Origin of the sequence: Arboricoccus pini, from assembly GCF_900187945.1 — a bacterium.
GTDB classification, from domain to species: domain Bacteria; phylum Pseudomonadota; class Alphaproteobacteria; order Geminicoccales; family Geminicoccaceae; genus Arboricoccus; species Arboricoccus pini.
This window is the reverse complement of sequence record NZ_FYEH01000011.1, coordinates 1-22,538: the sequence shown is the minus strand read 5'-3', so window position 1 is coordinate 22,538 and position 22,538 is coordinate 1. Positions and strand designations below refer to the sequence as shown.

General features: G+C 64.6%; 18 protein-coding genes and 1 pseudogene. 5 read left to right on the top strand and 14 right to left on the bottom strand.

What is annotated here, in order from left to right; genetic code table 11:
- Positions 1–16: 16 nt before the first annotated feature.
- The 7 genes from CFB17_RS14165 to CFB17_RS14135 all read right to left on the bottom strand — a co-directional run bounded on the left by CFB17_RS14165 (position 17) and on the right by CFB17_RS14135 (position 8,722).
- Positions 17–1,384, bottom strand: a complete 1,368-nt coding sequence (locus CFB17_RS14165) for a sensor histidine kinase (protein ID WP_088562226.1) — start codon at positions 1,382–1,384, stop codon at positions 17–19.
- Entirely contained in the window at positions 1,381–2,577 is a 1,197-nt protein-coding gene (locus CFB17_RS14160; protein WP_165769627.1) for an FIST signal transduction protein, read from the bottom strand. The genes CFB17_RS14165 and CFB17_RS14160 overlap by 4 nt, the downstream gene beginning before the upstream one ends.
- A gap of 126 nt (positions 2,578–2,703) precedes the next feature.
- The gene (locus CFB17_RS14155) at positions 2,704–2,961 is read right to left on the bottom strand and encodes a formate dehydrogenase subunit delta (protein ID WP_088562224.1); all 258 of its coding nucleotides are present in this window, start codon (positions 2,959–2,961) and stop codon (positions 2,704–2,706) included.
- Positions 2,962–3,064: 103 nt separating this feature from the next.
- A complete protein-coding gene (fdhF, locus tag CFB17_RS14150; RefSeq protein ID WP_088562223.1) occupies positions 3,065–5,911 on the bottom strand; it encodes a formate dehydrogenase subunit alpha in 2,847 nt (948 codons plus the stop codon).
- A gap of 13 nt (positions 5,912–5,924) precedes the next feature.
- Positions 5,925–7,535, bottom strand: coding sequence for a formate dehydrogenase beta subunit (locus CFB17_RS14145; protein WP_088562222.1), 1,611 nt, complete (start codon positions 7,533–7,535; stop codon positions 5,925–5,927).
- A complete protein-coding gene (locus CFB17_RS14140; protein WP_243389891.1) occupies positions 7,532–8,026 on the bottom strand; it encodes a formate dehydrogenase subunit gamma in 495 nt (164 codons plus the stop codon). The genes CFB17_RS14145 and CFB17_RS14140 overlap by 4 nt, the downstream gene beginning before the upstream one ends.
- Positions 8,027–8,149: 123 nt before the next feature.
- Positions 8,150–8,722, bottom strand: coding sequence for a DUF4142 domain-containing protein (locus tag CFB17_RS14135; RefSeq protein WP_088562221.1), 573 nt, complete (start codon positions 8,720–8,722; stop codon positions 8,150–8,152).
- 534 nt (positions 8,723–9,256) lie between these two features.
- Here CFB17_RS14135 and CFB17_RS14130 point away from each other — a divergent pair.
- The gene (locus CFB17_RS14130; protein WP_088562220.1) at positions 9,257–9,664 is read left to right on the top strand and encodes a helix-turn-helix domain-containing protein; all 408 of its coding nucleotides are present in this window, start codon (positions 9,257–9,259) and stop codon (positions 9,662–9,664) included.
- A gap of 330 nt (positions 9,665–9,994) precedes the next feature.
- On the opposite strand, the gene CFB17_RS14125 is transcribed toward CFB17_RS14130, so the two are convergent.
- The 4 genes from CFB17_RS14125 to CFB17_RS14110 all read right to left on the bottom strand — a co-directional run bounded on the left by CFB17_RS14125 (position 9,995) and on the right by CFB17_RS14110 (position 16,242).
- Entirely contained in the window at positions 9,995–11,743 is a 1,749-nt protein-coding gene (locus tag CFB17_RS14125) for a hydantoinase B/oxoprolinase family protein (protein ID WP_088562219.1), read from the bottom strand.
- 15 nt (positions 11,744–11,758) lie between these two features.
- Positions 11,759–13,819 (bottom strand): hydantoinase/oxoprolinase family protein, encoded by a 2,061-nt coding sequence (locus tag CFB17_RS14120; protein ID WP_088562218.1) that lies wholly within the window; start codon positions 13,817–13,819, stop codon positions 11,759–11,761.
- 302 nt (positions 13,820–14,121) lie between these two features.
- Positions 14,122–14,892, bottom strand: coding sequence for an SDR family NAD(P)-dependent oxidoreductase (locus CFB17_RS14115; protein ID WP_207762106.1), 771 nt, complete (start codon positions 14,890–14,892; stop codon positions 14,122–14,124).
- Between the two features lie 60 nt (positions 14,893–14,952).
- The gene (locus tag CFB17_RS14110; protein WP_165769625.1) at positions 14,953–16,242 is read right to left on the bottom strand and encodes a DUF2325 domain-containing protein; all 1,290 of its coding nucleotides are present in this window, start codon (positions 16,240–16,242) and stop codon (positions 14,953–14,955) included.
- A gap of 162 nt (positions 16,243–16,404) precedes the next feature.
- On the opposite strand from CFB17_RS14110, the gene CFB17_RS14105 reads away from it, so the two are divergent.
- A complete protein-coding gene (locus CFB17_RS14105) occupies positions 16,405–17,916 on the top strand; it encodes an aldehyde dehydrogenase family protein (protein ID WP_088562215.1) in 1,512 nt (503 codons plus the stop codon).
- Between the two features lie 106 nt (positions 17,917–18,022).
- Here the strand turns inward: CFB17_RS14105 and CFB17_RS14100 are convergent, their stop codons facing one another.
- Positions 18,023–19,453 carry an aldehyde dehydrogenase family protein gene (locus tag CFB17_RS14100; protein ID WP_088562214.1) on the bottom strand — a complete coding sequence of 477 codons (1,431 nt, stop codon included), beginning with the start codon at positions 19,451–19,453 and terminating at the stop codon, positions 18,023–18,025.
- Between the two features lie 88 nt (positions 19,454–19,541).
- Positions 19,542–20,012, bottom strand: coding sequence for a tRNA (N6-threonylcarbamoyladenosine(37)-N6)-methyltransferase TrmO (tsaA, locus tag CFB17_RS14095; protein ID WP_207762116.1), 471 nt, complete (start codon positions 20,010–20,012; stop codon positions 19,542–19,544).
- Between the two features lie 120 nt (positions 20,013–20,132).
- On the opposite strand from tsaA, the gene CFB17_RS14090 reads away from it, so the two are divergent.
- Both CFB17_RS14090 and CFB17_RS14085 read left to right on the top strand, forming a co-directional pair.
- On the top strand, positions 20,133–20,717 hold the full coding sequence (locus CFB17_RS14090; protein WP_165769624.1) for a molybdopterin-dependent oxidoreductase: 585 nt from the start codon (positions 20,133–20,135) through the stop codon (positions 20,715–20,717).
- 128 nt (positions 20,718–20,845) lie between these two features.
- Entirely contained in the window at positions 20,846–21,790 is a 945-nt protein-coding gene (locus CFB17_RS14085; protein ID WP_088562211.1) for an alpha/beta fold hydrolase, read from the top strand.
- A 69-nt stretch (positions 21,791–21,859) separates the two neighbouring features.
- Here CFB17_RS14085 and CFB17_RS19975 read toward each other — a convergent pair.
- Positions 21,860–22,045: pseudogene (locus CFB17_RS19975) on the bottom strand (ester cyclase); the annotation flags it as partial.
- A 211-nt stretch (positions 22,046–22,256) separates the two neighbouring features.
- Between CFB17_RS19975 and CFB17_RS14075 the strand changes: the two are divergent.
- Positions 22,257–22,538: hypothetical protein (locus tag CFB17_RS14075; RefSeq protein ID WP_133063916.1), on the top strand; the 282-nt coding region annotated here is incomplete at its 3' end.

The following is a 22,538-nucleotide window of genomic DNA, read 5'->3' as shown; positions in this document are numbered from 1 at the left end:
ACGGCGTTGAACGGGGTCAGTCAGCGGGGTCGAGTGTTGCCTCGGGCAGGCGAACGCGGTTGGCGGGCAGGACGACACGCAAGGTGCTGCCCTGGCCGGACTCGCTTTGGACGACCAGATGGCCGCCATGCGCTTCTATGAGGCCGACCGTGATGGGCAGGCCCAGGCCCGTGCCGGACGATCGCCGGCTCAAGGCGCTGTCGACCTGGCCGAAAGCCGCCAGGGCAATCTCGATATCGTCGGGCGACATTCCGATCCCGGTATCGATCACCTCGATATGCAGACCTCCTTCCGCCGGCTGGCGCAGTTCAACGCGAACGCTGCCGCCCGAGGGCGTGAACTTGATGGCATTGCCGATCAGATTATCCATGATCTGCCGAAACCGTACCGTGTCGACGAAGACGCCGATCCCCGGATCGATGTGACCAGCGGCAAGCGCCACGTCACGCTGAGAGGCTACACCCTGTGCTGCCCGGACGGCGGCGCCCACACCTTGCGACAGACGCATCCATTCCGGTTGCAGGGTCAGCTTGCCCTGGCCGATGCTCGAATAATCGAGAATGTCGTTGATGAGGCGCAGGAGATGCCGACCTGACTGGCCGATCTCGGCCGCATAGCTTTGGCAGTCCTCCAGGGACAGACCGCGCTGGGTCTTGCCGCTCATGATATCTGCCAAGCCCAGGATGGCGTTCAAGGGTGTGCGTAATTCATGGCTGAGCGTGGCGAGGAAGGCCTCCTTGGTGAGATTGGCCTGCTCCGCCAGGCGCATCGCCTCGCGCACTTTGCTGTGCGCTTGCTTGCGTGCCACCACGTCGAGATAGATCGAAAGCGCGCCCTCGATCAGCATCCGGTCGCGCGCCTCGAAGGCGCGATTCACGTTGGCCTCCGAGTGGTTGGTGATGACCATGGCGTAGCCGGTAGTGCGGTCATAGGCCCAAAGGAGAAATGGGAACTCCAAGAACCGCATCAGTTCCTGGGCCGCGCTGTTGGGGGGCTCGCGCGAACTCGTGAAGCAGAAGGCGGGTACGGTCGACAGGCTCAATGAGGTGTCGGCATGGTGATTCATGCCCAGCATGTCGCAGATCTTGAAGCCACGGCTGTCGATCGGATCCTCCACGAGGATCGCCGCCCCGTCGCAGCTCGTATTCTCGACGACGATCTCGAGGACCTGATAACCGATCTGCTCTGCCTCCGGCGTCCTGTCGGCGATTTGGTTGGCTTCGCGGACCAGCTTGGCGACCACCTGACTGCGGCGCGCCTCGCGGTAATACTGGCTCTGCTCCTCCTGCATGCGCAGGAGACGCGCGCCCAGGGCATCGCATTCCTGCTTGTAGTAGGCTAGGGCCCGAGCCAGTTCAGAGGCCGGATCCCCCTCGGTGGTCATCGTATCGCGAGTACAGTTAGAACCCCCGTCCAGTCGAGCGGCCGGCTCTGGCCAGCTACCGGGGCTACCTCGACGCCCGAGTAGAAACCGAGCATCGGCGTCTGTCCGCCCAGGCCATCGACCACGAGCTGGGCCTCCTCGACGGGCGCACCGCTGCGCACGCTGCCGCGCCCGGCGCAGTCGATGTAGAGCACGAGAAAGGGATCGAGATGGGGCAGGCGTTCATTGAGCGCTGCGACGCCGTCGCGCACGCTGTCCAGCATTAAGGCATTGTCGCGTCCCATGATCTGCACCGTCGAGCCAAGCTTGAAATCCTCTTCGAACAGCGTGATCGAGCCCTTGTTCGGATCGGCGCGGAGGATCAGCCGGTTGACATAGCTGTTCTCGTCATAGGGCGCATAAAGGTCGCCATGCTTCTCACCCAAGGTGGCGATCAAGGAAAGCGCCTCGCCAGCGCCATCGCCGACCGAGATGCCAAGCTTGCTTTCGATTACCTGGAGCGCTGGCTCGCCGTCGAGTTCGAAGACCTCTGCCTCGTCGATGCTGGTGATCTTCATGAAGGTGCTGACCGGCCGGCAGCCATGGAGGATACGCGTCTCCTCGACGACCGAGGGCGGAAAGACGAGGGCAACGGCCGCATGTTTGCAGGCTTGCGTACCGTCGAACACCCAGCCATCGGAGAGGTTAAGGTTGGTAAGCGTGCCGCCGCCGATGAGACGCACGCTTTTGCCGGCGAGCCCGGCGTTGATGCCGCGCAGCAATGTGCTGGCATTATGCAGTCTCAGCGGCTCGTGCGCGGCAACACTGTCATAGAAGAGGAGGACAACGGCGCCGTCGCTGGCGGCCGTCCCTATCGATTGTCCGAGCCGCTCGCCGGCCTCGAACTCGCCACTGTCCATGCCGTGGGCGACGTGCAGGGAGGGGAGGGTCTCGACGTCGTCGAAGGCGGCTATGGCGATCTCAAGGCCGGTATATCCAAGACCGGTCCTGGCGATGGCGCCGGCAGCCGACCCGCCGACGACCGGTACGTCCGCGCCGAAATTCTCGCGGATGGCCGCCATGGCTTCGGCCGGCGCATGCTTGCCGCCGCAAAATGCCAACAGCAAATGCGGCGCGCCTGGACCAAGCGCCTTCCTGCATTGTTCGACGGCGGTCTGTACCTGCCCGTGCTTACCATAGCCAATGCGGATCATGCCTATATCTCGCCATATGGGCTCCGACCGTGCGACACGGTCGCGTTGAGCACTGTGACGAGGAAACATCCCGTCCGCACGCAGGTAAGCCAACCACTCGGCTAGTACAAGATCGGTAATTCAGCCTTAAGGATATCCAGCATCCGCCTCGGTGCTATCACGGCTCGTCCAGGTCACAGGATCATGCGGCGGCGCCGGCTGGCATGCAAGTTCCCGGGCGGCGGCAAGCGCCAGCGGCGACAGGCCGACACCGCCAGCTTCTAGGTGAGCGCAAAGGCTGGCTCGCATGCGTGGGTCCCAAAACTGACGAATGTGATCGGCGGTTTGGCTCACTCCTTCAGCGAAAGGCTTGGAGGCGAAGAATGTCGCGATCTGGTTGGCCATCACCACCAGGCGATCGATGGACGATGCGCTGGAAATTGACGATCTCCTTTAAGGCTTGAGAAGTCAGCCGTCCGTTACCGGGCCGGCCGCCGCACGGACAAGCTCACTCCGCGGCAATCTCCTCGGGGCCGACCTGTCGCGCCACCTCGCGGAAAGCCTGATAATCTTCCTGCCAGTGGGAGACGGTATTGGTCAGCCTGACCTGCACTGCCGTGACCTTGTATTCCGGACAATTGGTAGCCCAGTCGGAATTTTCCGTGGTGATGACGTTGGCGCCGGTCAGCGGATGATGGAAGGTCGTATAGACCACGCCGGGCTGCACGCGATCGGAGATTTTGGCGCGCAGACTGGTCTCGCCGGCCCGCGACTGGATCGCCACCCAATCGCCCTCGCGAATGCCTCGCTCCTCGGCGTCATGGGCGTGGATCTCTAGCAGATCCTCCGGATGCCAGGCCGTGTTCGCGGTGCGCCGCGTCTGGGCACCCACATTATAATGGCTGAGGATGCGCCCGGTGGTGAGCAGGAGCGGAAAGCGCGGCCCGACCTTCTCGTCCGTCGGGATGTACTCGGTGACGACGAAGCTGCCTTTGCCGCGCACGAACATCGACTCGTGCATGATGGGCGTGCCGGTGGGGTGCTCGTCGTTGCAGGGCCACTGGATCGAGCCCAGCTCCTCCAAGCGCTCGAAAGAAACGCCCTTGAAGGTCGGGGTAAGGGCGGCGATCTCCGCCATGATCTGGCTCGGATGGTCGTAATGCATGGGGTAGCCCAGCGCATTGCTGAGCATCATCGTCACTTCCCAGTCCGCATAGCCGGCCATGGGCGGGATCGCCTGGCGAACGCGGCTGATGCGACGCTCCGCATTCGTGAAGGTGCCGTCCTTCTCGAGGAAGGATGAGCCCGGCAGGAAGACATGGGCGTAGTTCGCCGTCTCGTTCAAGAACAGATCCTGGACGACGACGCATTCCATGTTCTCGAGCGCTGCGGTGACGTGCTGCGTGTTGGGATCGCTCTGGGCGATGTCCTCGCCCTGCACATAGAGGCCCTTGAAGCCGCCCTCGACCGCGGCATCCAGCATGTTGGGAATGCGAAAGCCGGGCTCGCCATCGAGCTCGACCTGCCAAGCCGCCTCGAAGAGCCTGCGGGTCACCTCGTCCGAGATGTGGCGATAGCCTGGCAATTCGTGGGGGAATGAGCCCATGTCGCAGGAGCCCTGGACATTATTTTGACCGCGCAGAGGGTTAATGCCCACGCCGCGGCGGCCGATATTGCCCGTCAACATGGCAAGGTTGGCCATGCCCATCACCATGGTCGAGCCCTGGCTGTGCTCGGTCACACCCAGTCCATAATAGATGGCGGCCCGGCCGCCGGTGGCATAGAGGCGGGCAGCGGCACGGATATCGTCTGCCTTGACGCCGATGCGCTCGGCTACCGCCTCCGGCCGGTTCTCGTCCCTTTGGATGAATTCGAGCCAGACGGCGAAATCGACCGGGTCGCAGCGCTCCTCGATGAAGCGCATGTTGGCCAGTCCCTCCTCGATCACCGTGTAGGCCAGGGCGTTGACCAGGGCGACGTTGGTGCCGGGTCGCAGCTGGAGGTGATAATCGGCCTTGATGTGCGGCGATTTCACAAGGTCGATCCGCCTCGGGTCGGCGACGATGAGCCTTGCCCCCTCGCGCAGGCGGCGCTTCATGCGGCTGCCAAAGACCGGGTGGCCGTCGGTTGGATTGGCGCCGATCACGAAGATCACGTCGCTATCCATGACGCTGTCGAAATCCTGCGTCCCGGCGCTCGTGCCGAAGGCCGTCTTCAGGCCATAGCCGGTGGGCGAATGGCAGACGCGGGCACAGGTATCGACATTATTATTGCCGAAGGCAGCACGGACCAGCTTTTGGACCAGATAGGCTTCCTCGTTGGTACAGCGCGAGGAGGTCAGGCCGCCGACAGCTCCTCGGCCGTGATCGGCCTGGATGCGTTTGAACTCGGCGGCGGCATAACCGATGGCCTCCTCCCAGGAGACCTCCTTCCAGGGCTCGCGGATCGATTTCCTGATCATGGGCTTCAGCATGCGATCCTTGTGGGTCGCATAGCCCCAGGCGAAACGGCCCTTGACGCAGCTATGGCCGTGATTGGCCTTGCCGTCCTTGTAGGGCATCATTCGGACGATCTCATTGCCCTTGAGCTCCGCCTTGAAGGCACAGCCGACGCCGCAATAGGCGCAGGTCGTGACCACCGAGCGGTCGGGCTGGCCGTGCTCCACGACGCTCTTGTCGATCAGCGTCGCCGTCGGGCAGGCCTGGACGCAGGCGCCGCAGGAAACGCATTCGGAGGAAAGGAACGACTCGTCCATGCCGGGGGAGACGTGGCTGCCGAAGCCTCGCTCGCCGATCGTGAGCGCGAAGGTGCCCTGAACCTCTTCGCAGGCGCGCACGCAGCGCGAGCAGACGATGCATTTGGAGGGGTCGAACTGGAAATATGGGTTCGAGAGGTCCTTGGCCTGGCCCAGATGGTTCTGGCCGTCATAGCCATAGCGTACCTCGCGCAGGCCGACGGCACCCGCCATGTCCTGCAATTCGCAATCGCCGTTGGCGCTACAGGTCAAGCAATCCAGCGGATGGTCGGAGATATAGAGCTCCATGACACCCTTGCGGAGCTTGGCCAGCCGGTCATTCTGGGTCGTCACCTTCATGCCCGGCTCGACCAGCGTCGTGCACGAAGCGGGCGTGCCGCGCCGCCCCTCGATCTCGACCAGGCAAAGGCGGCAGGAACCGAAGGGCTCGAGGCTGTCGGTGGCGCAAAGCTTGGGAATCGCCGTGCCCATGAGGCTGGCGGCATGCATGACCGACGAGCCCTTCGGCACGCTGACCGGCTGGCCGTCGATCGTGAGCGACACCGTCTCCTCGCTGACACGACTAGGGGTGCCGTGATCCTGCTCCTTGAGCATAGCCATGGCTCTCTCTCCCTTATTCTGCTGCAAGCCCGGGCGAACCCGGCAAGCGATGCGGTTCTGGTATGTTGGGCGGCCTGTCATTGATCGGGCCGCCGCCGTCAAAGTCCTCGGGGAAATGGTCGATCGCCGAGACGACCGGCATTGGTGTCAGACCGCCCAGGGCGCAAAGCGAGCCGTCGCGCATGGTCAGCGCCAGATCGCGCAACAGCACGAGATTGGCCTCGACATCCTGGCCCCGGCGGACCTTTGCTACGGTCTCAGCACCCCTGGTCGAGCCGATACGGCAGGGCGTGCACTTGCCGCAGCTCTCATGCGCGCAGAACTCGAAGGCGAACTGCGCTTGCTTGGCCATGTCCACCGTGTCGTCGAAGACGACGATGCCGCCATGGCCGATCATGCCGTCGTGCTTGATGAATTCCTCATAGTCGAGCGCCACATCCATGAGCGAGGCCGGCCAATAGGCGCCAAGTGGGCCGCCTACCTGGATGGCGCGCACCGGCCGACCGCTATGGGTGCCGCCGCCATACTCTTCGATCACCTCGCGCAGTGTCGGGCCGAAAGCGAGCTCGATGAGGCCGCCATGCTTGATATTGCCGCCCAACTGGAAGGGCAGGGTACCTCGTGAGCGGCCCATGCCGTAGTCGCGGTAAAAGGCGCTTCCCTTGTCCAGGATGATGGGCACGCTGGCCAGCGAGATCAGGTTGTTGATGACGGTGGGCTGGCCGAAGAGGCCCTTCAGCGCCGGCAAAGGCGGTTTGAAGCGGATCGTGCCGCGCCTGCCCTCGAGGCTCTCGAGCAGCGAGGTCTCCTCGCCGCAGATATAGGCGCCGGCGCCTAGTCGCGTCTCCATGTCGAAGGTGCGGCCGGAGCCCAGGATGTCGGCGCCGAGCAGGCCCGCCGCCCGCGCCTCGTCGATGGCTCGGTTCATCTGGCGAAAGGCGTGCGGATATTCCGAGCGGATGTAGACAAAGCCCTTGGTGGCACCGACCGCCAGTCCGGCGATCGCCATGCCTTCGATCAGGACGAAGGGGTCGCCTTCCATGAGCATGCGGTCGGCGAAGGTCCCGCTATCGCCCTCGTCGGCGTTGCAGACAATGTATTTTTGCGCCGCCTCCGCCTTGCGGACTGTCTCCCACTTGATGCCGGTGGGAAAGGCGGCGCCGCCACGGCCACGCAGGCCGGAATCGGTGACTTCCTTAACGATGGCCTCGCCGCTCAGTGTGAGGGCGCGACGCAGGCCGGCGAGGCCGCCATGCGCCTCGTAGTCGGCAAGGGAGAGGGGATCGATGATGCCGCAGCGGGCAAAGGTCAGACGCTGCTGCTTCTTAAGATAGGGGATTTCCTCGACCAGGCCGACACGATGTGCGTGCGCGCCACCATGGAGGAAACCGGCCTCGAACAGGCCGGGAACATCCTCGGGCTCGACCGGGCCGTAGCCCACCCGGCCCTCGGGCGTCTCGACCTCGACCAAAGGTTCCAGCCAAAAGAGACCCCGGCTGCCGTTCCTAATGATTGTGGCCTCGATCCCGCGCCGGGCGAGTTCGGCCTTGATGGCCAGGACGACATCGCTGGCACCCATGGCCAGGGCCGAGGCGTCGCCCGGTACATAGAGACGAAGACTCATCGGCCATCTCCGGCCGCGGCAAGGTTAGCGCTGCGGACCAGGCGATCGGCGCGCGTGCCCTCGACCCGGCCATAGAGTTTGCCGTCCATCATGGCTGAGGGCGAGAGCGCGCAATTGCCCAGGCAATAGATGGGCTCGACGGTGATTCGGCCATCGGGCGTGGTCTCGCCAAGGCCGATGCCGAACGCCGCCCTGAGGTGATCGACCAGCCGGTCACTACCCATCGACTGGCAGGCCTCGGCCACGCACACCTTGATGACGTGGCGGCCAGCCGGCGCCTTCCTGAAGTCGTGATAGAAGGTGAAGACGCCGTGCACCTCCGCCCGGCTGAGATTGAGTTCCTGGGCGATAAGCGGCAAAGCGCGCTGATCGACATAGCCCAGCCGGTCGTTGATCGCATGAAGGATGGGCATCAAGGGCCCGTCGAGCGACCTCATGTCCGCGATGATGGCCTTGATTGCCGCCTCGTCGAAGGTGCGGTTGGCTGGCACGTGAACGTCACCTGATCATTTTTGCTCTTATTCCAAATCTGCGGTCCTCCCTTGAGTAGTTCAAATCACTGTTTTCGATGCTGCAATCGATAAATTCTATCAATCAGCCGGTCGACGCCGTCCTCAGGACGCCTTGCCGACGCTTTGCGTGAGCGCTTGGGCGGCCGTCAGATGTTGCCGCACGATCGGGATATATTTGTTCGCGAAAGCACGAAGCTCTGAGTCCGTCGTGGTGGCGGCTTCATTCTGGAGGGCCTGCAGGACGGCTTGATGGTCGCTTACCTGGCGGCTGGCATACTGGGAATCGAATGTGGCACCCGGGAGGAGCTTGAGATAGGCGTTCTCGGCCGAGTTCGTCACGCCAGAGTTGGTCGGTGGCTCGATCCCCTTCTTGGTCGCCAGCACCGCCAACTCATTGTTCATGGCCGAATGATCTTTGATCATCTTCACAGCAAAATCGCGTACGGCGGCATTGCTGCTCCGCGTCGCCACCTGCGCGGCGGCGATTTCGCCGTAATTGCCGTGCGCGGTGTCGGTAATGAAGCTCTTGTCGGCGTCGCTGAGGCCGGCACTCATCCGCGTTGCCGCATCCGGCGTTGCCGTGGCGGTGTTGCTACCGCTTCCATCGCCGCCGCCACAGGCGGTCAGCGTCAACATGGCCGCGCCGCCAAGGGCCGTGCGCCATTGCAGTTTCATGATTGCGCTCCTTGCTCGTTATCCCGTCGATGATGAACGCGCCCGCCTGCAGAGCGTTCCGGCGGATGCGGTTCGCCAGCATCGTCGTGAAGCGAGCGCCAACGATAGCCCTGACGGACCGAGAGCGGAGTCGCCGCAACCGGGCAAAACGTTGGCGGCAACTCATTTGATTAATCAACGTACATCATAATTAACTGTGAGTTAAGTATCGCCATGCTGAAATCATCGCCATGATATATTAACTTGATGCACTTGTATTTTTTGGAGGCCTTGTGGTAAGAAACGGCTCATAAATCGATCTATTCTTCTCAAGTATTCATGTTCTGAGTACCCAATGTATGTTAGGCTAAAAATCGGCGTAGACCGGCTGTCGCACAAAGAACGCATCGGCGGTTCATGGCCCGTGTTACATTCGAACGCCGATCAGTGCTTCACCGGTTCTGCCGCTTTGGGTGCGCGAATTAGCGACCTCGCCTGGCCGGGCTCGGTCCTTATCGCCCGCGGCACTTCGTCGATCGCCGGCCGGGCTTCTCGATGAACGGGGCGGCGACTCCCGAAAGGGCAGGGCCCAGCATTCCCCAAGAGTGGATCGATTTCGAGCGATCCATAGGTCCGCGCATTCGGGTGGCGCGCATGAGAAAAGGCATGGGGCTGGCGCAATTGGCGCAGCGCCTGGGCATTTCCTATCAGCAATTGCACAAATACGAGGTTGGCTCCAATCGGATATCGATTGCCCGGTTGGCGCATATCGCCCAGATCCTGCAGGTGCAGCTGACCGACCTCTTATTGCTGCCGCTGGATCCGTTGTCGCCGGACCACGCGGACGGTCAGAATGGCCTCATGGCCGCACGGCTGATCGAGGATTTCGGCAAGATCAAGAGCACCGACGGGCGGGAGCTGGTCTGCAAGCTCGCTACCTCGCTGGCGGCGGAACTCGACTAGCCAAGCTTTCGCTTCAATCGGTCCCGCTTATCGCGAGCGCGGGATTTCGGGCGCGTCGCTCGCCGATGCCTCTGGAGGGCAACGGCGGAGTCGGCAAACGACGGTTGCCGCCCTTTGGAGAGCGGCGAAAATTTGCGTTGATGATCGACGCCCGGTTGGCTCCCGAGGTCTGCCAACTCCTGCCGGCATCCACGAAGGGATACCGACGCACGCAAATATCACGCGGTGGCCGGCCATGGCAGCGGCGCCGGCCTCGCTGAGGCATGCGAAGTTTGCAGCGCCTGCCCCATGAAAGCGCAAAGGCGACCTTGACGGGTCCTGGCGACGAAATCAGGCCTCGTAGCCGTAGACTTCCTTGGCCTTTTCGGCAGAGAGCCAGCCTTTGGCGACGCTTGCCGCCACCCGCGCCCGGTCGCGCTTGGCCGGCGGGCCATAGCCGCCGCCGCCGCAGGCGCGAAAAACCAGCTTCTCGCCCGCCTCGACCACCTCGGCGCTGAAGGCCGGTAGTTCGACGATTTCGCCCGAGCTCTTCTGCTTGCGGTTGATGGCCGAGGCGGCGGCCGTGCCACCCAGCACGCCGGCCGGTGGGAAGCTCGTCCCGTCGGAGGCATAGACGACGGTCATGGCGTGATCGATCGGATAGAAGACACCGCCCACGGCCGGCGCGCCCTCATAGGTGCCAAAGCCTTGCGTGTCGGCCTGGATCTCGCGGGATTCGACGATGATCGGATACATGGATTCGTCGACCTCGATCGAATCCAGCGAGATCAGGCCGCCATTGGCCGGGCCGCAGAAGGTCAGCCAGCCGTCATGGCCGTGGCGCGCGCCGTTGCCGGCATAGCCGATGAAGATCTGGCTGATATAATATTGCCCCTCCTTGAAGGGGTCATGGCCGGATATGACGCCGTTGCCAACCGGCATGTGGCCGCCGCCCTCGGCCTGCCCATGCGGCGCGCCCATCGCGGTGAAGGCGCAGTTGCCAGCGGTGATCAGTCGGTCATTGACGTTGGTGGTGGCGACCGACGTACCGACTGGATAACGTGGCTTGCCGACGACCTTGCCCTCTCCCATCACCACGTCGATGCGGCTCATGCTGCCGTGATTATGGGGAATGGACGAATCGAGATTGTTCAAGACGCCCATGCGGCACGAGCCCGAGGCGGTGTTCTCGGACGTGTTGAGGCCGCCTGGCACGTTGTCGACATTGTCGGTGATGTCGACGGTGATCCGGCCGGCCTCGGGGTCGACCGTCACCGCGATCCGGACGGGAATGCCGGCATCGGCCACGCCCGGCACCGGGTCGTGGCGCGTCTCGTAACGGTAGGTGCCGGCGGGCAGCTTCCTGATCTCGGCGATCGCCCGCCGCTCGCCATAGTCGAACCAGTCCTCGACGAAATCCTCGACCGTCGGCACGCCATAGCGGCCGATGAGCTCGACCAGCCGCTGCGTCGCCGTCCGGCAGGCGCCGATCTGGGCCTGGAAGTCGCCATGCCAGACCTTGGAGGCGCGGATTTTCATCAGGGCGATGCGGATGACGTCCGAGCGTTCCTTGCCGCGCTCGACGACCCGCACGCAAGGGAAATGCAGCCCCTCCTCGTAGATGTTCTTGGCAAAGGGCAGATAGGTGGTCGGGATGGGTGCGCCCATGTCGGCATGGTGCGAGAGGGCCACGGCCCAAAAGAGCGGCTTGCCGTCCACGAAGACCGGCATCGCCATGATCATGTCGGCGTGATGCGTGCCGCCGGTATAGGGGCAGTTATTGAGATAGATGTCGCCGGGCGCGATGTCGTCGAAGAATTCCAGGATGGGGCGGATCGCCAGGTCCATCGAGGTCACGTGGATGGGCAGGGCATCCTCGGTCGAGACGAGGCGGCAGTCATAGGTGAGGATGGCGCAGGAGAAGTCGCGGCCGTTCTTGATCACGGCCGAGCGGCTGGCTTTCAGGACCACCAGCGACATCTCGCGGACGATGGCCTCAAAGCGGCTCTTCAGGACCGCCATCAAGAAGGGATCGACGCGGCGCGTGTCGCTGGCTGATTCGAGGGCCGGCTCGGCCGCGGCGTTTGGCTGATCGCTCATGCCTGTTCTCCGGCTTCAGACGACGGTGACGAGGAAATTGCCGTGATCGTCGACGAGAGCCTCGTGCCCCCGCTTCAGGACGGCGGTGAAGGTCGGCGCCTCGACGAGGCAGGGGCCGGCAAGCCTGGCGCCGGCCCCCAGGGCGGCCGCATCGTAGATAGGCACCTCCTCCTGTGCCTTGGCCTCCAGGGCATAGAGCGGCCGGCTGGCCTTGGCGGCGACCGGACCCGACTGGGGCGCGAGCGTGAAGTCGCGCCAATGATCCTGGCGCGCATAGCCGCCGGCCGCCTTGACCTTCCAGGTGGTGAACTCGACGAGATCGCTCTCGGCCCGGATCGAGTAGATCCGCTCATGCATGCGATGGAAGGCCTCGACCAGCTTGGGCAGTTCGTCCGGATGGAGTTCGTCGCCCTCCATCTCGAAGGGCACCTCGATCTCCCAGGATTGGTACTCGTAGCGGCCCATGAAGGCGAACTCGAAGCTTTGCCGCTCGGCCGGCACACGCGCATCGGCCAGGAAGGCGGCACTGGTGGCCTTGAGATCGGCCAGGAGGGCATTGACGCCCTTGAAGTCAAAGCGCTTCGCATCCGTGTAGAGGACGCCGTTCTGCTCCCAGCGCAATGCCGAGACGAGGCCGCCAAAGGCGCTGAGTCCCGCCATGAAACGCGGGATCATGTAGCGCTTCAGGCCCAATATGTCGGCCATCTCGGCCACATGGCAGGCGGTGGCACCGCCGCCGCAGACGAAATAGCTGTCGCGCGGGTTCAGCCCCTCGCGGATCGTGATCTCCTCGATCGCCGCCACCATGTTGTGGTTGCTCGTCGTGTGGATGGCATAGGCGGCCTCGAGGCGGCCTATCTTCAGCCGTTGGGCGATGGCGTCCACCGCCTGCTCTGCCAGCGCCCGGTCGAGCTTGATGGCGCCGCCCAGGAAGTAGTCTGGATCGATGATCCCAAGGACGATGTTGGCATCGGTTACCGTGGCTTCCATGTTGCCGAAGCCGTAACAGGCTGGTCCTGGCCTGGCCCCGGCACTGCGCGGGCCCACATGCAAAAGTCCGCCATCGTCGACCCAGGCGATGGAACCGCCGCCGGCGCCGACCGAGCGCACGTCGACCTTGGGAATGCCAAGGGCGTCGTCGTGGATCATCGATTCGGCGGTGACGATGAGCTGATGGTCCCGCAGGGCCGAGACGTCGAAGGTCGTGCCGCCCATGTCGCCGACGATGATGTCGGGCTCGGGCGAGAGGGCCAGGGCGGCGATGGGCGCCAGGGTCGGGCCGGACATGACGCTGTAGATCGGCTTGGCGATCATCTCCTTGGGCGGCATCATGCCGCCCACGCAGTTGGCCAGCAGCAGTTCGCCCTTGAATCCCTCCTCGGCCAGGGCCGTTTCCAGCGCGCGCACATAGGTCTTGATGATCGGGCTGATCGAGGCGTCGATGGCGGCCGCGATGATGCGGCGATATTCGCGCGGCGTCGGATTGATCTCCGAGCTCAGCGTCACGGGGATATCTGGCCAAACCGCCTGGATGAGCTCGCGCGTGCGGATCTCGTGCGCCGGGTTGACGATCGACCAGAGGAGGCCCACGGCGATGGCCTCGACACCCTCATTCTTGAAGTGCTGGACGGCCGCCAGCACGTCGGCCTCGCAAAGTGGCTCCAGTTCGTGGCCACGCGCGTCGATCCGACCCTTGACCGTACAGGTGCGGCTGCGCGGGATATAAGGTTCGGGATAGTCGAGACGCCACTGGAAGGCGCCCTTGCGCGGCCCTTCACGCAGCACCAGCACGTCGCGATGCCCGGCATTGACGATGACGCCGGCCTTGGCGACCTTGCGCTCGACCAAGGCGTTGGTCGAGACCGTCGAGCCGTGCACGATCACGTCGATCGCCGCCATGAACGCCGCGGCGTCCAGGCCATAGCCCTTCGCGGCCACGTGCAGGACGTTGATGAAGCCTTTGTGGAAGGCGCCGGGCGTGGTCGGTGCCTTGAAGATCGAGACGGCACCAGCCTCGTCGGCGACAAGGCAATCGGTGAAGGTACCACCAATATCGATGCAGACGTTAAAGCTCATGCCGCTCCCCGGCGAAGATGCGCGTTTGCTTCGCAGCCGTAGCGGCTGCCGGACCGGCCGTCGAAACGCTCCTGCCGCCCTTGTCGCAACTTTCGTTCCATCGCTGCCTCGCCGCCCTTTGTCGCGACAGGCAGCGAATATCAGCCCAGCACGTGGGCAGATTTGTGATCACAACATGCGCAGCCTGCTGCACCTGCGTGGCCCTACAGGAGCGCGAGGGCCGGTCCGGGCGCGCCGGGCGGGAGTCGGGCGGCCTCTGTGATCACGACGGGAGGATCTGCCCGCTCGACGTGGCGGTGCGCTCAGCGCACGCCCAGGCCCGCCAACAGGCCGCCATCGATGCGATGGTCGGCGCCGGTGATAAAGGCCGCCTGGTCGGAGACGAGGAAGGCGGCCAGGGCCGCCACCTCCTCGGGCTCGCCGATGCGGCCGAGCGGGTGGGCGGCGCCGAAGCGGGCGAAGGCCGCCCCGACATCGGCGTCCGCCCCATCGAAGGTGCGAGCAGCCAGTTCGAGAATGGGGGTTCGGACCGAACCCGGGCTGATCGACACGACGCGGATGCCCTCCTTGGCATGGTCGATCGCCATGGCTCGGGTCATGGCATGGATCGCACCCTTGGATGCGACATAGGCGGTAACGCCCCCCTGGCAGGCATGGCCCTGGACGCTGGCGAGGTTGACGATGACTCCCTTGCCCCGTTTGCGTATCAGCGGAATTCCGAAATGGGCGGTGAGATGGATCCCGCCCACATTGACCTCAAGGCAACGCATGAAGGTGGCCGGGCTGGTTTCCACGGCATCGCCATAGGGGTGGATGGCCGCGGCGTTGACGATGACGTCCAGCCCGCCATGCGTGGCCTCCAGCGCGTTGAAGACGGCCTGCACCTGGTCGGGTGCGGCGATATCGGCAGCGTGCACGGACAAAGCCAGGCCGCGCGCCTTGGCTATCTCGGCGAGCTCCGCGTTGATTATGGGGTCGATGCCCAGTGCCCAGACGGTCATGCCGTCGGCAGCCAGGCGCAGGGCGATCGCGCGGCCGATGCCGCTGGTGCCGGTGACGAGCGCTATCTGCACCTGATGCATTCCCCTCAGGTTGTCGACCCCGGGAGGTTTACCACGGCCGCGATCGGTGCGTCAGGCGGACTCGCTGGGCATTGCTGCGTCCCGCCGCTGCTGGGTCCAGCCGGCCAGGGCCCGTGCCAGGGTGCCTAGTCCACTCCGGGGCAGGGGCATGAAGGCGGCACCGGCGTGCTGGGCCGCCTTCTTGGCCAGTTGGGCCGCCTCGTGGCTGACGCAGTCGACCGGCACCAGCACGATGTCGGCCTGGCTCGCCAGCGCGGGCAGCTGCGCGCAGGAGCGCTCGAGGCCGCCATCATGGTGGGCAAAGCGGCCGCCGCGACGTTCAACGAAGGCGCGCGCATGGGCTGCCTGACCCGTCCGGCCTCCCACGAGGAGCACCCGGCCGCCAGCCAGATCGAGCGGGGCTTCGGCCTCGTCCTGCGGCAGTCGGGTCAAGACGTCGATCTCGGCCTGAGCGTCGGCCAGCGCCGCCTCCAGCTCGCTCCGCCGCTGGCGCTCGGCCGAAAGTTCGCTCGCAAGGTCGATGGCCTGGCCGCGTGCCGTGGCCTCGGCGGCGCGGGCCGCCTGCAACTCGCGCGGCGCTTCCATGCTCGCGCGGTCCTGGAGCTGGCCGGTCAGACGGGCGGTAAGCTGCTCATGCGCAAGGCCGGCTGCCCGCTCGCGATGCAGTTCCCGTTCGAGGCGGTCCCGTTGCGCGGTCATGGCCTGCAGGTCGGCGCGCAGCCTTTGCCGCTCCTCCGCGAGGGTGGCATTGGCGGCCTCCAGCGCCTGGAGCTGCTTGAGTGCGGCCCGATTCGAGGCGCCGACCAGATGGGAGAGCATGTGGACGTCGCCGAAGATCCGGGCCCGGCTGTCCTGGCGGAGGGCTGGATGGCTGAGTGCGGCCCAATAGGCGCCGGGAACGTCGCCTTCATCCAGATGCCGCTTCCAGAGCCGGACCAGGGCAGCCTCGTCCTCCGCCTGGGCGAACTGGCGGATCTTGCCGGCAAAGCGGAGGTCCAGCGCCTTGTGCAGCAGCTTGCCACCCTTCTCGGGCCGGCCGGCCGCCAGGACGGCTGCATGATGCACGTCGTGATCGTCGTGCGCCTGGCGGTCCTTCAAGGCCGGATCGACCCGCCCCATGATCGCGCGCAACTCGCCGGTCGTCAGGCAGGTGCCGATGATCGAGCAGTGCAGGACGCTGTCCAACTCCCAGAGCGAGCGGCGGCGCGATAAAGCCGGCTGGGCTGCCACCGTCTCCAGGCCGAGCTCACGGCGGAGCGTGGCCGGCATGGCGGCGATCGCTGCCGCTCGGTCGAGCGTGGCGGGCCCGCCGATCGTCCGGCCGAGGAGGCCTGCCTGCATCCTGCTCATCCATGCTCCCTTGCAAGCTCGCGACTCTGATTTCGCGGAGGCCGACGGTATATTCATGTGAATATAACGGCAAGCTATCGTAGCTTGAGGACGTGGCACGCATATCGCTATAGCGATGGCAGACGCGCCCACGCACGATTGAGGATTGCCATCATGTCAGAAGCCCTGGCCACTCGCTCGACCGCCGCATGGCACAGTGCGGCCGATGGTCTGGCCGTCGAGATCGTCAACGTCATCGATGGCAGGCATGGGGGCGCGCTTAGTGGGCAAACCTTCGATGTGGTGAGCCCGGTGAGCGGTGCCGTACGGGCAAAGGCGCCAAGGAGCACGGCCGAGGACGTCGACGTCGCTGTCAAGTCGGCCCGTAAGGCGTTTCGCGGCGGCGCCTGGTCGAGGCTGGCCCCCCGCGAGCGGATGGCGGTGCTCTCGACATTCGCCGATCTCATCGCTGCCAATACCGAGCGCTTTGCCTTGCTCGATACGCTCGACATGGGCAAGCCCGTCATGGACATGGTCAATGTCGACGTTCCGGGCTCGGCCACCTGCATGCGCTTCTTCGCCGAGACGATCGACAAGATCGAGGGCGCCGTGACGAGCACCGCCTTCGACGCCTTCCATTATATCCTGCGCCAGCCTCTGGGCGTGGTCGGCCTGATCGTGCCTTGGAACTATCCCTTGATGATGGCCGTCTGGAAGCTGGCGCCGGCCCTGGCCTGCGGCAACTCGGTCGTCCTGAAGCCGGCAGAGCAATCGCCCTCCAGTGCTGTCCTTTTGGCCGATCTCTTCATCGAAGCGGGCGGACCGGAGGGTGTGTTCAACGTCGTTCAGGGCCTGGGCCACGAGGCAGGTGCGGCGCTGGCACTGCACATGGATGTCGACAAGATCGGCTTCACGGGTTCCGTCGAGATCGGCAAAAAGATGATGATCTATGCCGGTCAGTCGAACATGAAGCGGGTGACGACCGAATGCGGCGGCAAGACGCCGCAAATCATCCTGCCCGACGTCGCCGACCTCGATCGCGCGGTCACCTATGCGGTGAACGGCATCTTCGCCAACCAGGGCGAGGTCTGCAATGCGGGCTCCAGGCTTCTGGTCGATCGCAGCGTTCACGATCGCTTCCTCGATCGCTTCCTGACGGTGGCGGCCGAGAGCTACCAGCCGGGCGACCCGCTCTCCCCGGAGACGACGATGGGCCCGCTCGTCACCAGCGAGCAGCAAAAGCGTGTGCTTGGCTTCATCGAGAAGGGCAAGGCCGAGGGGGCCAGCTTGAAGTTGGGTGGCGGCGTGCCGGCGGGCCTGGAGAAGGGCGCCTTCGTCTCCCCCACGGTCTTTGCCGACGTGACCAACCAGATGACCATAGCCAAGGAGGAGATCTTCGGGCCGGTGGCCTCGATCCTGCCGGTCGATGGACTGGCCGAGGCGCTCACCATCGCGAACGATACGAGCTTTGGCCTGGCCGCTTCGATCTGGACGAGTGACGTCAAGAAGGCGCTTACTTTCGCCCGTGACGTCGAGGCCGGCGTCGTCTGGGTCAACTGCTTCGACCATGGCGACATGACCCAGCCATGGGGTGGCTTCAAGCAGTCGGGCAATGGCCGCGATAAATGCCTCGAAGCCCTCACCCACTATACCCAGACCAAGTCTGTCTGGGTCGACCTGGCCTAGGCAGCGCCCCCGCCCGGCCGCAAGAAAAAAGCCCGCCTGTCGGAGGCGGGCTTTTTCGATGGCCGGCGGGCTTGAAGACCCGCCGGCTGGCCGGTGGAAGGGCGCCTCAGGCGGCCTCGTAGCCCACCACGCCCTTGATCTCGAGGAATTCGTTCAGGCCGAAATCGGCATATTCGCGCCCGTTGCCGGACTGCTTGTAGCCGCCAAAGGGCGCTGCTGAGTCCCAGGCCGGATAGTTGATGAAGACGTTGCCGGCGCGCATGCGGGACGCGACCCTGCGCGCCCGATCCAGGTCCTTGGACTGAACGTAGGCGGCCAGGCCATAGGGCGTGTCGTTGGCGAGGTCGATGGCCTGCTCCTCGTTCTCGTAGCCGAGGATCGAGAGGACCGGGCCGAAGATCTCCTCTCGCGAGATGCGCATCTCGGGGCGGACATGGGCAAAGACGGTCGGCCGCACGTAGTAGCCGCGATTGAGCCCCTCGGGACGGCCGAGGCCGCCGGCGACAAGCTCGGCGCCTTCCTCGATGCCGGACTGGATCAGGCCCTGGATCTTGTCGAACTGGACGGCACTGACGACCGGACCCAGGACGGTGTCGCCCGCATTGGGATGCCCGACCTTGAAGGTCTCGGCCGCCTGCTTGGCGATGAGGGCTGCCTTGTCCATGAGATCGGCGGGCACGAACATGCGGGTTGGCGCGTTGCAGGACTGGCCGCTATTGCCGAAGCACCCGGCCACGCCCTTGGTGACGGCTGTCTCGAGATCAACGTCCGGCAGGAGGATGTTGGCGGATTTGCCACCCAATTCCTGGCTGACGCGCTTGACGGTCTCGGCCGCGCCCTTGGCGACCAGGATGCCAGCCCGGGTCGAGCCCGTGAAGGACATCATGTCGATGTCGGGGTGATGCGAGAGGGCTTCGCCCACGGTCGGGCCATCGCCGTTGACGAGGTTGAATACACCCTTGGGCACGCCGGCCTCATCCAGGATCTCGGCGAAGATGATCGCATCGAGAGGTGCGATCTCGCTTGGCTTCAGGACCATGGTGCAGCCGGCGGCCAGGGCCGGGCCGACCTTGCAGGTGATCTGGTTCAAGGGCCAGTTCCATGGCGTGATCATGCCGACGACGCCGATGGGCTCCTTGACGACCAGGGTCGAGCCGCGCGCTTCGGTGAAGGCGAAGCTCTCGAGCGTCTTGATGATCTGGGCCAGATGCCCGCGACCGATCGCGACCTGCGCCTCGCGGGCGAACTTGAGGGGAGCCCCCATTTCGCGGCTGACGGCCTGTGCCAGGTCCTCGGCACGGCGGTCATAGACCTCGAGGATACGACGCAGGAGGGCCAGACGGTCCTCGCGGCTGACCTGCGAGAAGGAAGGAAAGGCGGCCTTGGCGGCGGCGACCGCGCGATCGACGTCGGCCTTGCCGCCCACCGAGATCTGCGCCACCGGCTCCTCGTTGGAGGGATCGATCACATCGAGTAGTTTAGGAACGATCGGATCGACCCAACTGCCATCGATATAGAATTCTTTTTCGTGGCCCATGTCCTAACCTTTCGTCGCGGGTGGCAGCATCTGCTGCCCTCTCTTCTTTATCTCGCCATTCGTCGCTCGACACAACGGGCCCGGCTTCCTATCGGCTCCCGGCCCTGACTCCGGCCTGGGCCAGGGGGCCAAAGACGCTGCGATCCGGCTTCAGGTCCAAAAGTGGCGTGCCATCCAGGCAGTCCAGACCCTGGACGAGGAGCGTTGCACCCTCGCGGGCGACGAGGCGGACGATCGAGGTGCCGATCGGATTTGGCCGCACGGGCGAGCGCAGCGCGAAGGTGCCTTGCGTCCTGCCGTCGTCGCGCGGGCTCTGGCGCAGGAGATCGCGACGCGAGCGATCCAGCCAGTAGAGCACCTCGAGCCGATCATAGACCTCGATGCCGTCCAGGGCCCTTCCCCAGGGATCCGCCAGCTCGATGCGGCAAAGGGGACCGTCCAGCCGTCCCTGGCGGGGGCAGGCTTTGCGGTCCTGCCAGGGCGTGCGGATGCGGCCGATGAAGATGAGGCCGGCGTTCCGCGTGGCGGGAAGCTCGGTCCTTATCTCGCCCACGCGCATATCCTGGCCCGCAAGCCTATCTTGGGATGACAATATTGGCTCTCCCAGCCGACGTTCATGCTTGAGCATGACGTTGTATTCATGCAGATATCACCCTTATCCGAAGGGGGAAGGCATCTAATGACATCGACTAGGCTTCTTGGCCTCGCCGCGAGCATATTCCTGGCGCTGGTCTCGAACGCCATGGCGGCCCTTTCGACGGCCTTTACCGTGTCCGGCGGTGTCACGACGCCCGCCACCTATGATCAGGCGGCACTGGCTGCCCTGCCTTCGACCACGCGCACGGTGACCTATCTTGCCGGCAAGAGGTCGGTAACGTCGACGTTCACGGGCGTGCTTCTTACCGATATTCTCGACCGGGCGACGGTCAAGACTAATCCCGGCATCAAGAGCGAGATCCTCAGCCGCTACGTCACCGCCACGGGCAGCGACGGCTACAAGGCGGTGTTCTCGCTGGGCGAATTGCTGACCGACTTCGGCAATGCAGGCGTTCTGGTCGCCTATAGGCAGGACGGCCATGATCTGGGCGACGCGGGTTTCGCCCGGCTGGTTGTCCCCGGTGATACCAAGGGTGGACGATACGTCTCGAACCTCGTCGACATCAACGTTGCGAGCGCCATCGTGACGCCGCTCCCCGGCGGCTTCCTCGTTCTTGCGTCCGGTCTGCCGGGCCTTCTCTTCCTCCGCCGCCATGCCGGCGGTTGAGGCCTGCATGGTCCGTTTTTGCTTACCATAGGGCGCCACCCGCCAGTCTTCGCTTTCGCGACGACATTTCATTGCTAAGTGCCTCTTTCGAGTCGCAACAGAGCGTCGCCTTGAGGGATAATTGCGTCATGCAGGCAGCGTCGGTCAGCGGCATTGGCAGGGAAGGCCAGGTGGGGCTCTTCGGCCTGTGGCGCTGGCTCGGCCCCTTGAGCCTAGTCGTCGCCCTTAGCTGTTCCGCCTTCACGCTGGCGACCGATTCGCCGCTCTTTAGCCGTTATGCCTGGCAGCTCGACCTGCCGCCCGAGCCGGCGATGCCGCTTCCGGCCCGGCAGGGCTTCGCCACGGTCGGCGACTTCAAGATGGCTTATGCCATTTACGGCGCCGGTTCGCCTGTCCTCCTCATTCATGGCGGGCTCGGCAACGCCGAGCAGTGGGCGGCCGTGGTCGGCCCGCTCGCAGCGCACCACCAAGTCATCGTCGCCGACACGCGCGGCCATGGGCGGAGCGAGCGCGGCAGCGCACCCATGACCTATGACCAGTTGGCCGACGATTATCTGGGCCTGCTCGACAGCCTTCATCTGAGCAAGGTGGCGCTGGTTGGCTGGAGCGATGGCGGCATTATCGGCCTCGACATCGCCATGCACCATCCCGAGCGTCTCCAGAGCCTTGTCACCTATGGCGCCAACAGCCGGGCGGATGCCCTGGTCAAGCCAGTCATCAATCCCGTGATGGTGGAGATCGGCCAGCGCTCGGAGGAGGATTTCATCGCCGACGGTGCGGGACCGGCCGCTTGGCAGCGTCTCACGCATGATGTGCAGCGAATGTGGGATACGGAGCCGTCCTGGACATCGGCCGATCTTGCCCGGATCAGGACGCGGACGCTGATCGCCGATGGCCAGTACGAGGAATTCATCGATCCCGACGATACTCGGTCGATGGCAGCGGCGATCCCCGGCGCGCGGCTGGAACTTCTCCCCGACACGGGACATTTCGCTCCGCTCCAGACCCCGGCCGCCTTCAGCCGCATGGTCCTGGCTTTTCTTGATCAGGGAGACGACCCGGCCGGTCCTTGAGCCTCCTTGGCTAAAGCCGAGCCGCGATGGCGGCCCTGTCGACGATCGAGAGGACCGCCAGATCCTGCCGTCCTGGAACTCGTAGAAGATGTTCTCGGCCAAGACGACGCGCATTCCATTCACCGGCGGACCGGGAAAATCGCCCTTGGGCCGGCAATCGAACCGTAAGCGGCCGGCCACATGCGGCGGTTCGACGAGCAGGAGCGCAATGCCGATCCAGTATTGTGCGAAAATTCCCTTCCAGCATGCGCCCATATGCGTCGAGTCCGAGAGGCCGTTCATGATGCGTGACGGCGTCATGCGCGAGCTGTCAGAGCGCGCGTCAATCCGGCCGGGTTAGACAGTCGATATCTCCACAGCACCGTGCGGCCAGGTCCGATCTCGTCGTTTTTCCTTCTCTTTCTCGGTCCTTCTTTCCTTCGGCAAAGACGTCGGCGAGCTTCGTAAAACAGCCATGCATGCCAGCTTGCGCGCTTGCTTATATTCCTATAATCTCATGATCATGCATGGGCCCAGCGCGTCTCGCCATCGTCTTCCTCGCTATGCCTTCGCGGCAAGGCGGGATCGGCGGCGCGCGGCGCAGGCGCTGGGGGCCGGCCGCGAGGTGGCGCGGGTGGCGGCGGCCGAGCGCGTCGCACCGGTCGAGCTCGAACGGCTGATGCGGGAGGAGGGCTTTCAGGCCCTCGTTCGCCATTACAAGGAGTTGGCGGGTCTGCCGCGCGAGGAGCGGCTGGCCAGGCTGATGACG

Excerpts from the sequence above, each read along its gene's own strand:
- tsaA (WP_207762116.1), bottom strand. The coding sequence starts at position 20,012 with ATGCGCGTGGGCGAGATAAGGACCGAGCTTCCCGCCACGCGGAACGCC.
- CFB17_RS14105 (WP_088562215.1), top strand. The coding sequence starts at position 16,405 with ATGTCAGAAGCCCTGGCCACTCGCTCGACCGCCGCATGGCACAGTGCG.
- CFB17_RS14165 (WP_088562226.1), bottom strand. The coding sequence starts at position 1,384 with ATGACCACCGAGGGGGATCCGGCCTCTGAACTGGCTCGGGCCCTAGCC.
- CFB17_RS14145 (WP_088562222.1), bottom strand. The coding sequence starts at position 7,535 with ATGAGTCTTCGTCTCTATGTACCGGGCGACGCCTCGGCCCTGGCCATG.
- CFB17_RS14100 (WP_088562214.1), bottom strand. The coding sequence starts at position 19,453 with ATGGGCCACGAAAAAGAATTCTATATCGATGGCAGTTGGGTCGATCCG.
- CFB17_RS14160 (WP_165769627.1), bottom strand. The coding sequence starts at position 2,577 with ATGATCCGCATTGGCTATGGTAAGCACGGGCAGGTACAGACCGCCGTC.
- CFB17_RS14090 (WP_165769624.1), top strand. The coding sequence starts at position 20,133 with ATGACATCGACTAGGCTTCTTGGCCTCGCCGCGAGCATATTCCTGGCG.
- CFB17_RS14085 (WP_088562211.1), top strand. The coding sequence starts at position 20,846 with ATGCAGGCAGCGTCGGTCAGCGGCATTGGCAGGGAAGGCCAGGTGGGG.
- fdhF (WP_088562223.1), bottom strand. The coding sequence starts at position 5,911 with ATGGCTATGCTCAAGGAGCAGGATCACGGCACCCCTAGTCGTGTCAGC.
- CFB17_RS14130 (WP_088562220.1), top strand. The coding sequence starts at position 9,257 with ATGAACGGGGCGGCGACTCCCGAAAGGGCAGGGCCCAGCATTCCCCAA.
- CFB17_RS14125 (WP_088562219.1), bottom strand. The coding sequence starts at position 11,743 with ATGAGCGATCAGCCAAACGCCGCGGCCGAGCCGGCCCTCGAATCAGCC.
- CFB17_RS14155 (WP_088562224.1), bottom strand. The coding sequence starts at position 2,961 with ATGGCCAACCAGATCGCGACATTCTTCGCCTCCAAGCCTTTCGCTGAA.
- CFB17_RS14135 (WP_088562221.1), bottom strand. The coding sequence starts at position 8,722 with ATGAAACTGCAATGGCGCACGGCCCTTGGCGGCGCGGCCATGTTGACG.
- CFB17_RS14120 (WP_088562218.1), bottom strand. The coding sequence starts at position 13,819 with ATGAGCTTTAACGTCTGCATCGATATTGGTGGTACCTTCACCGATTGC.
- CFB17_RS14110 (WP_165769625.1), bottom strand. The coding sequence starts at position 16,242 with ATGCAGGCAGGCCTCCTCGGCCGGACGATCGGCGGGCCCGCCACGCTC.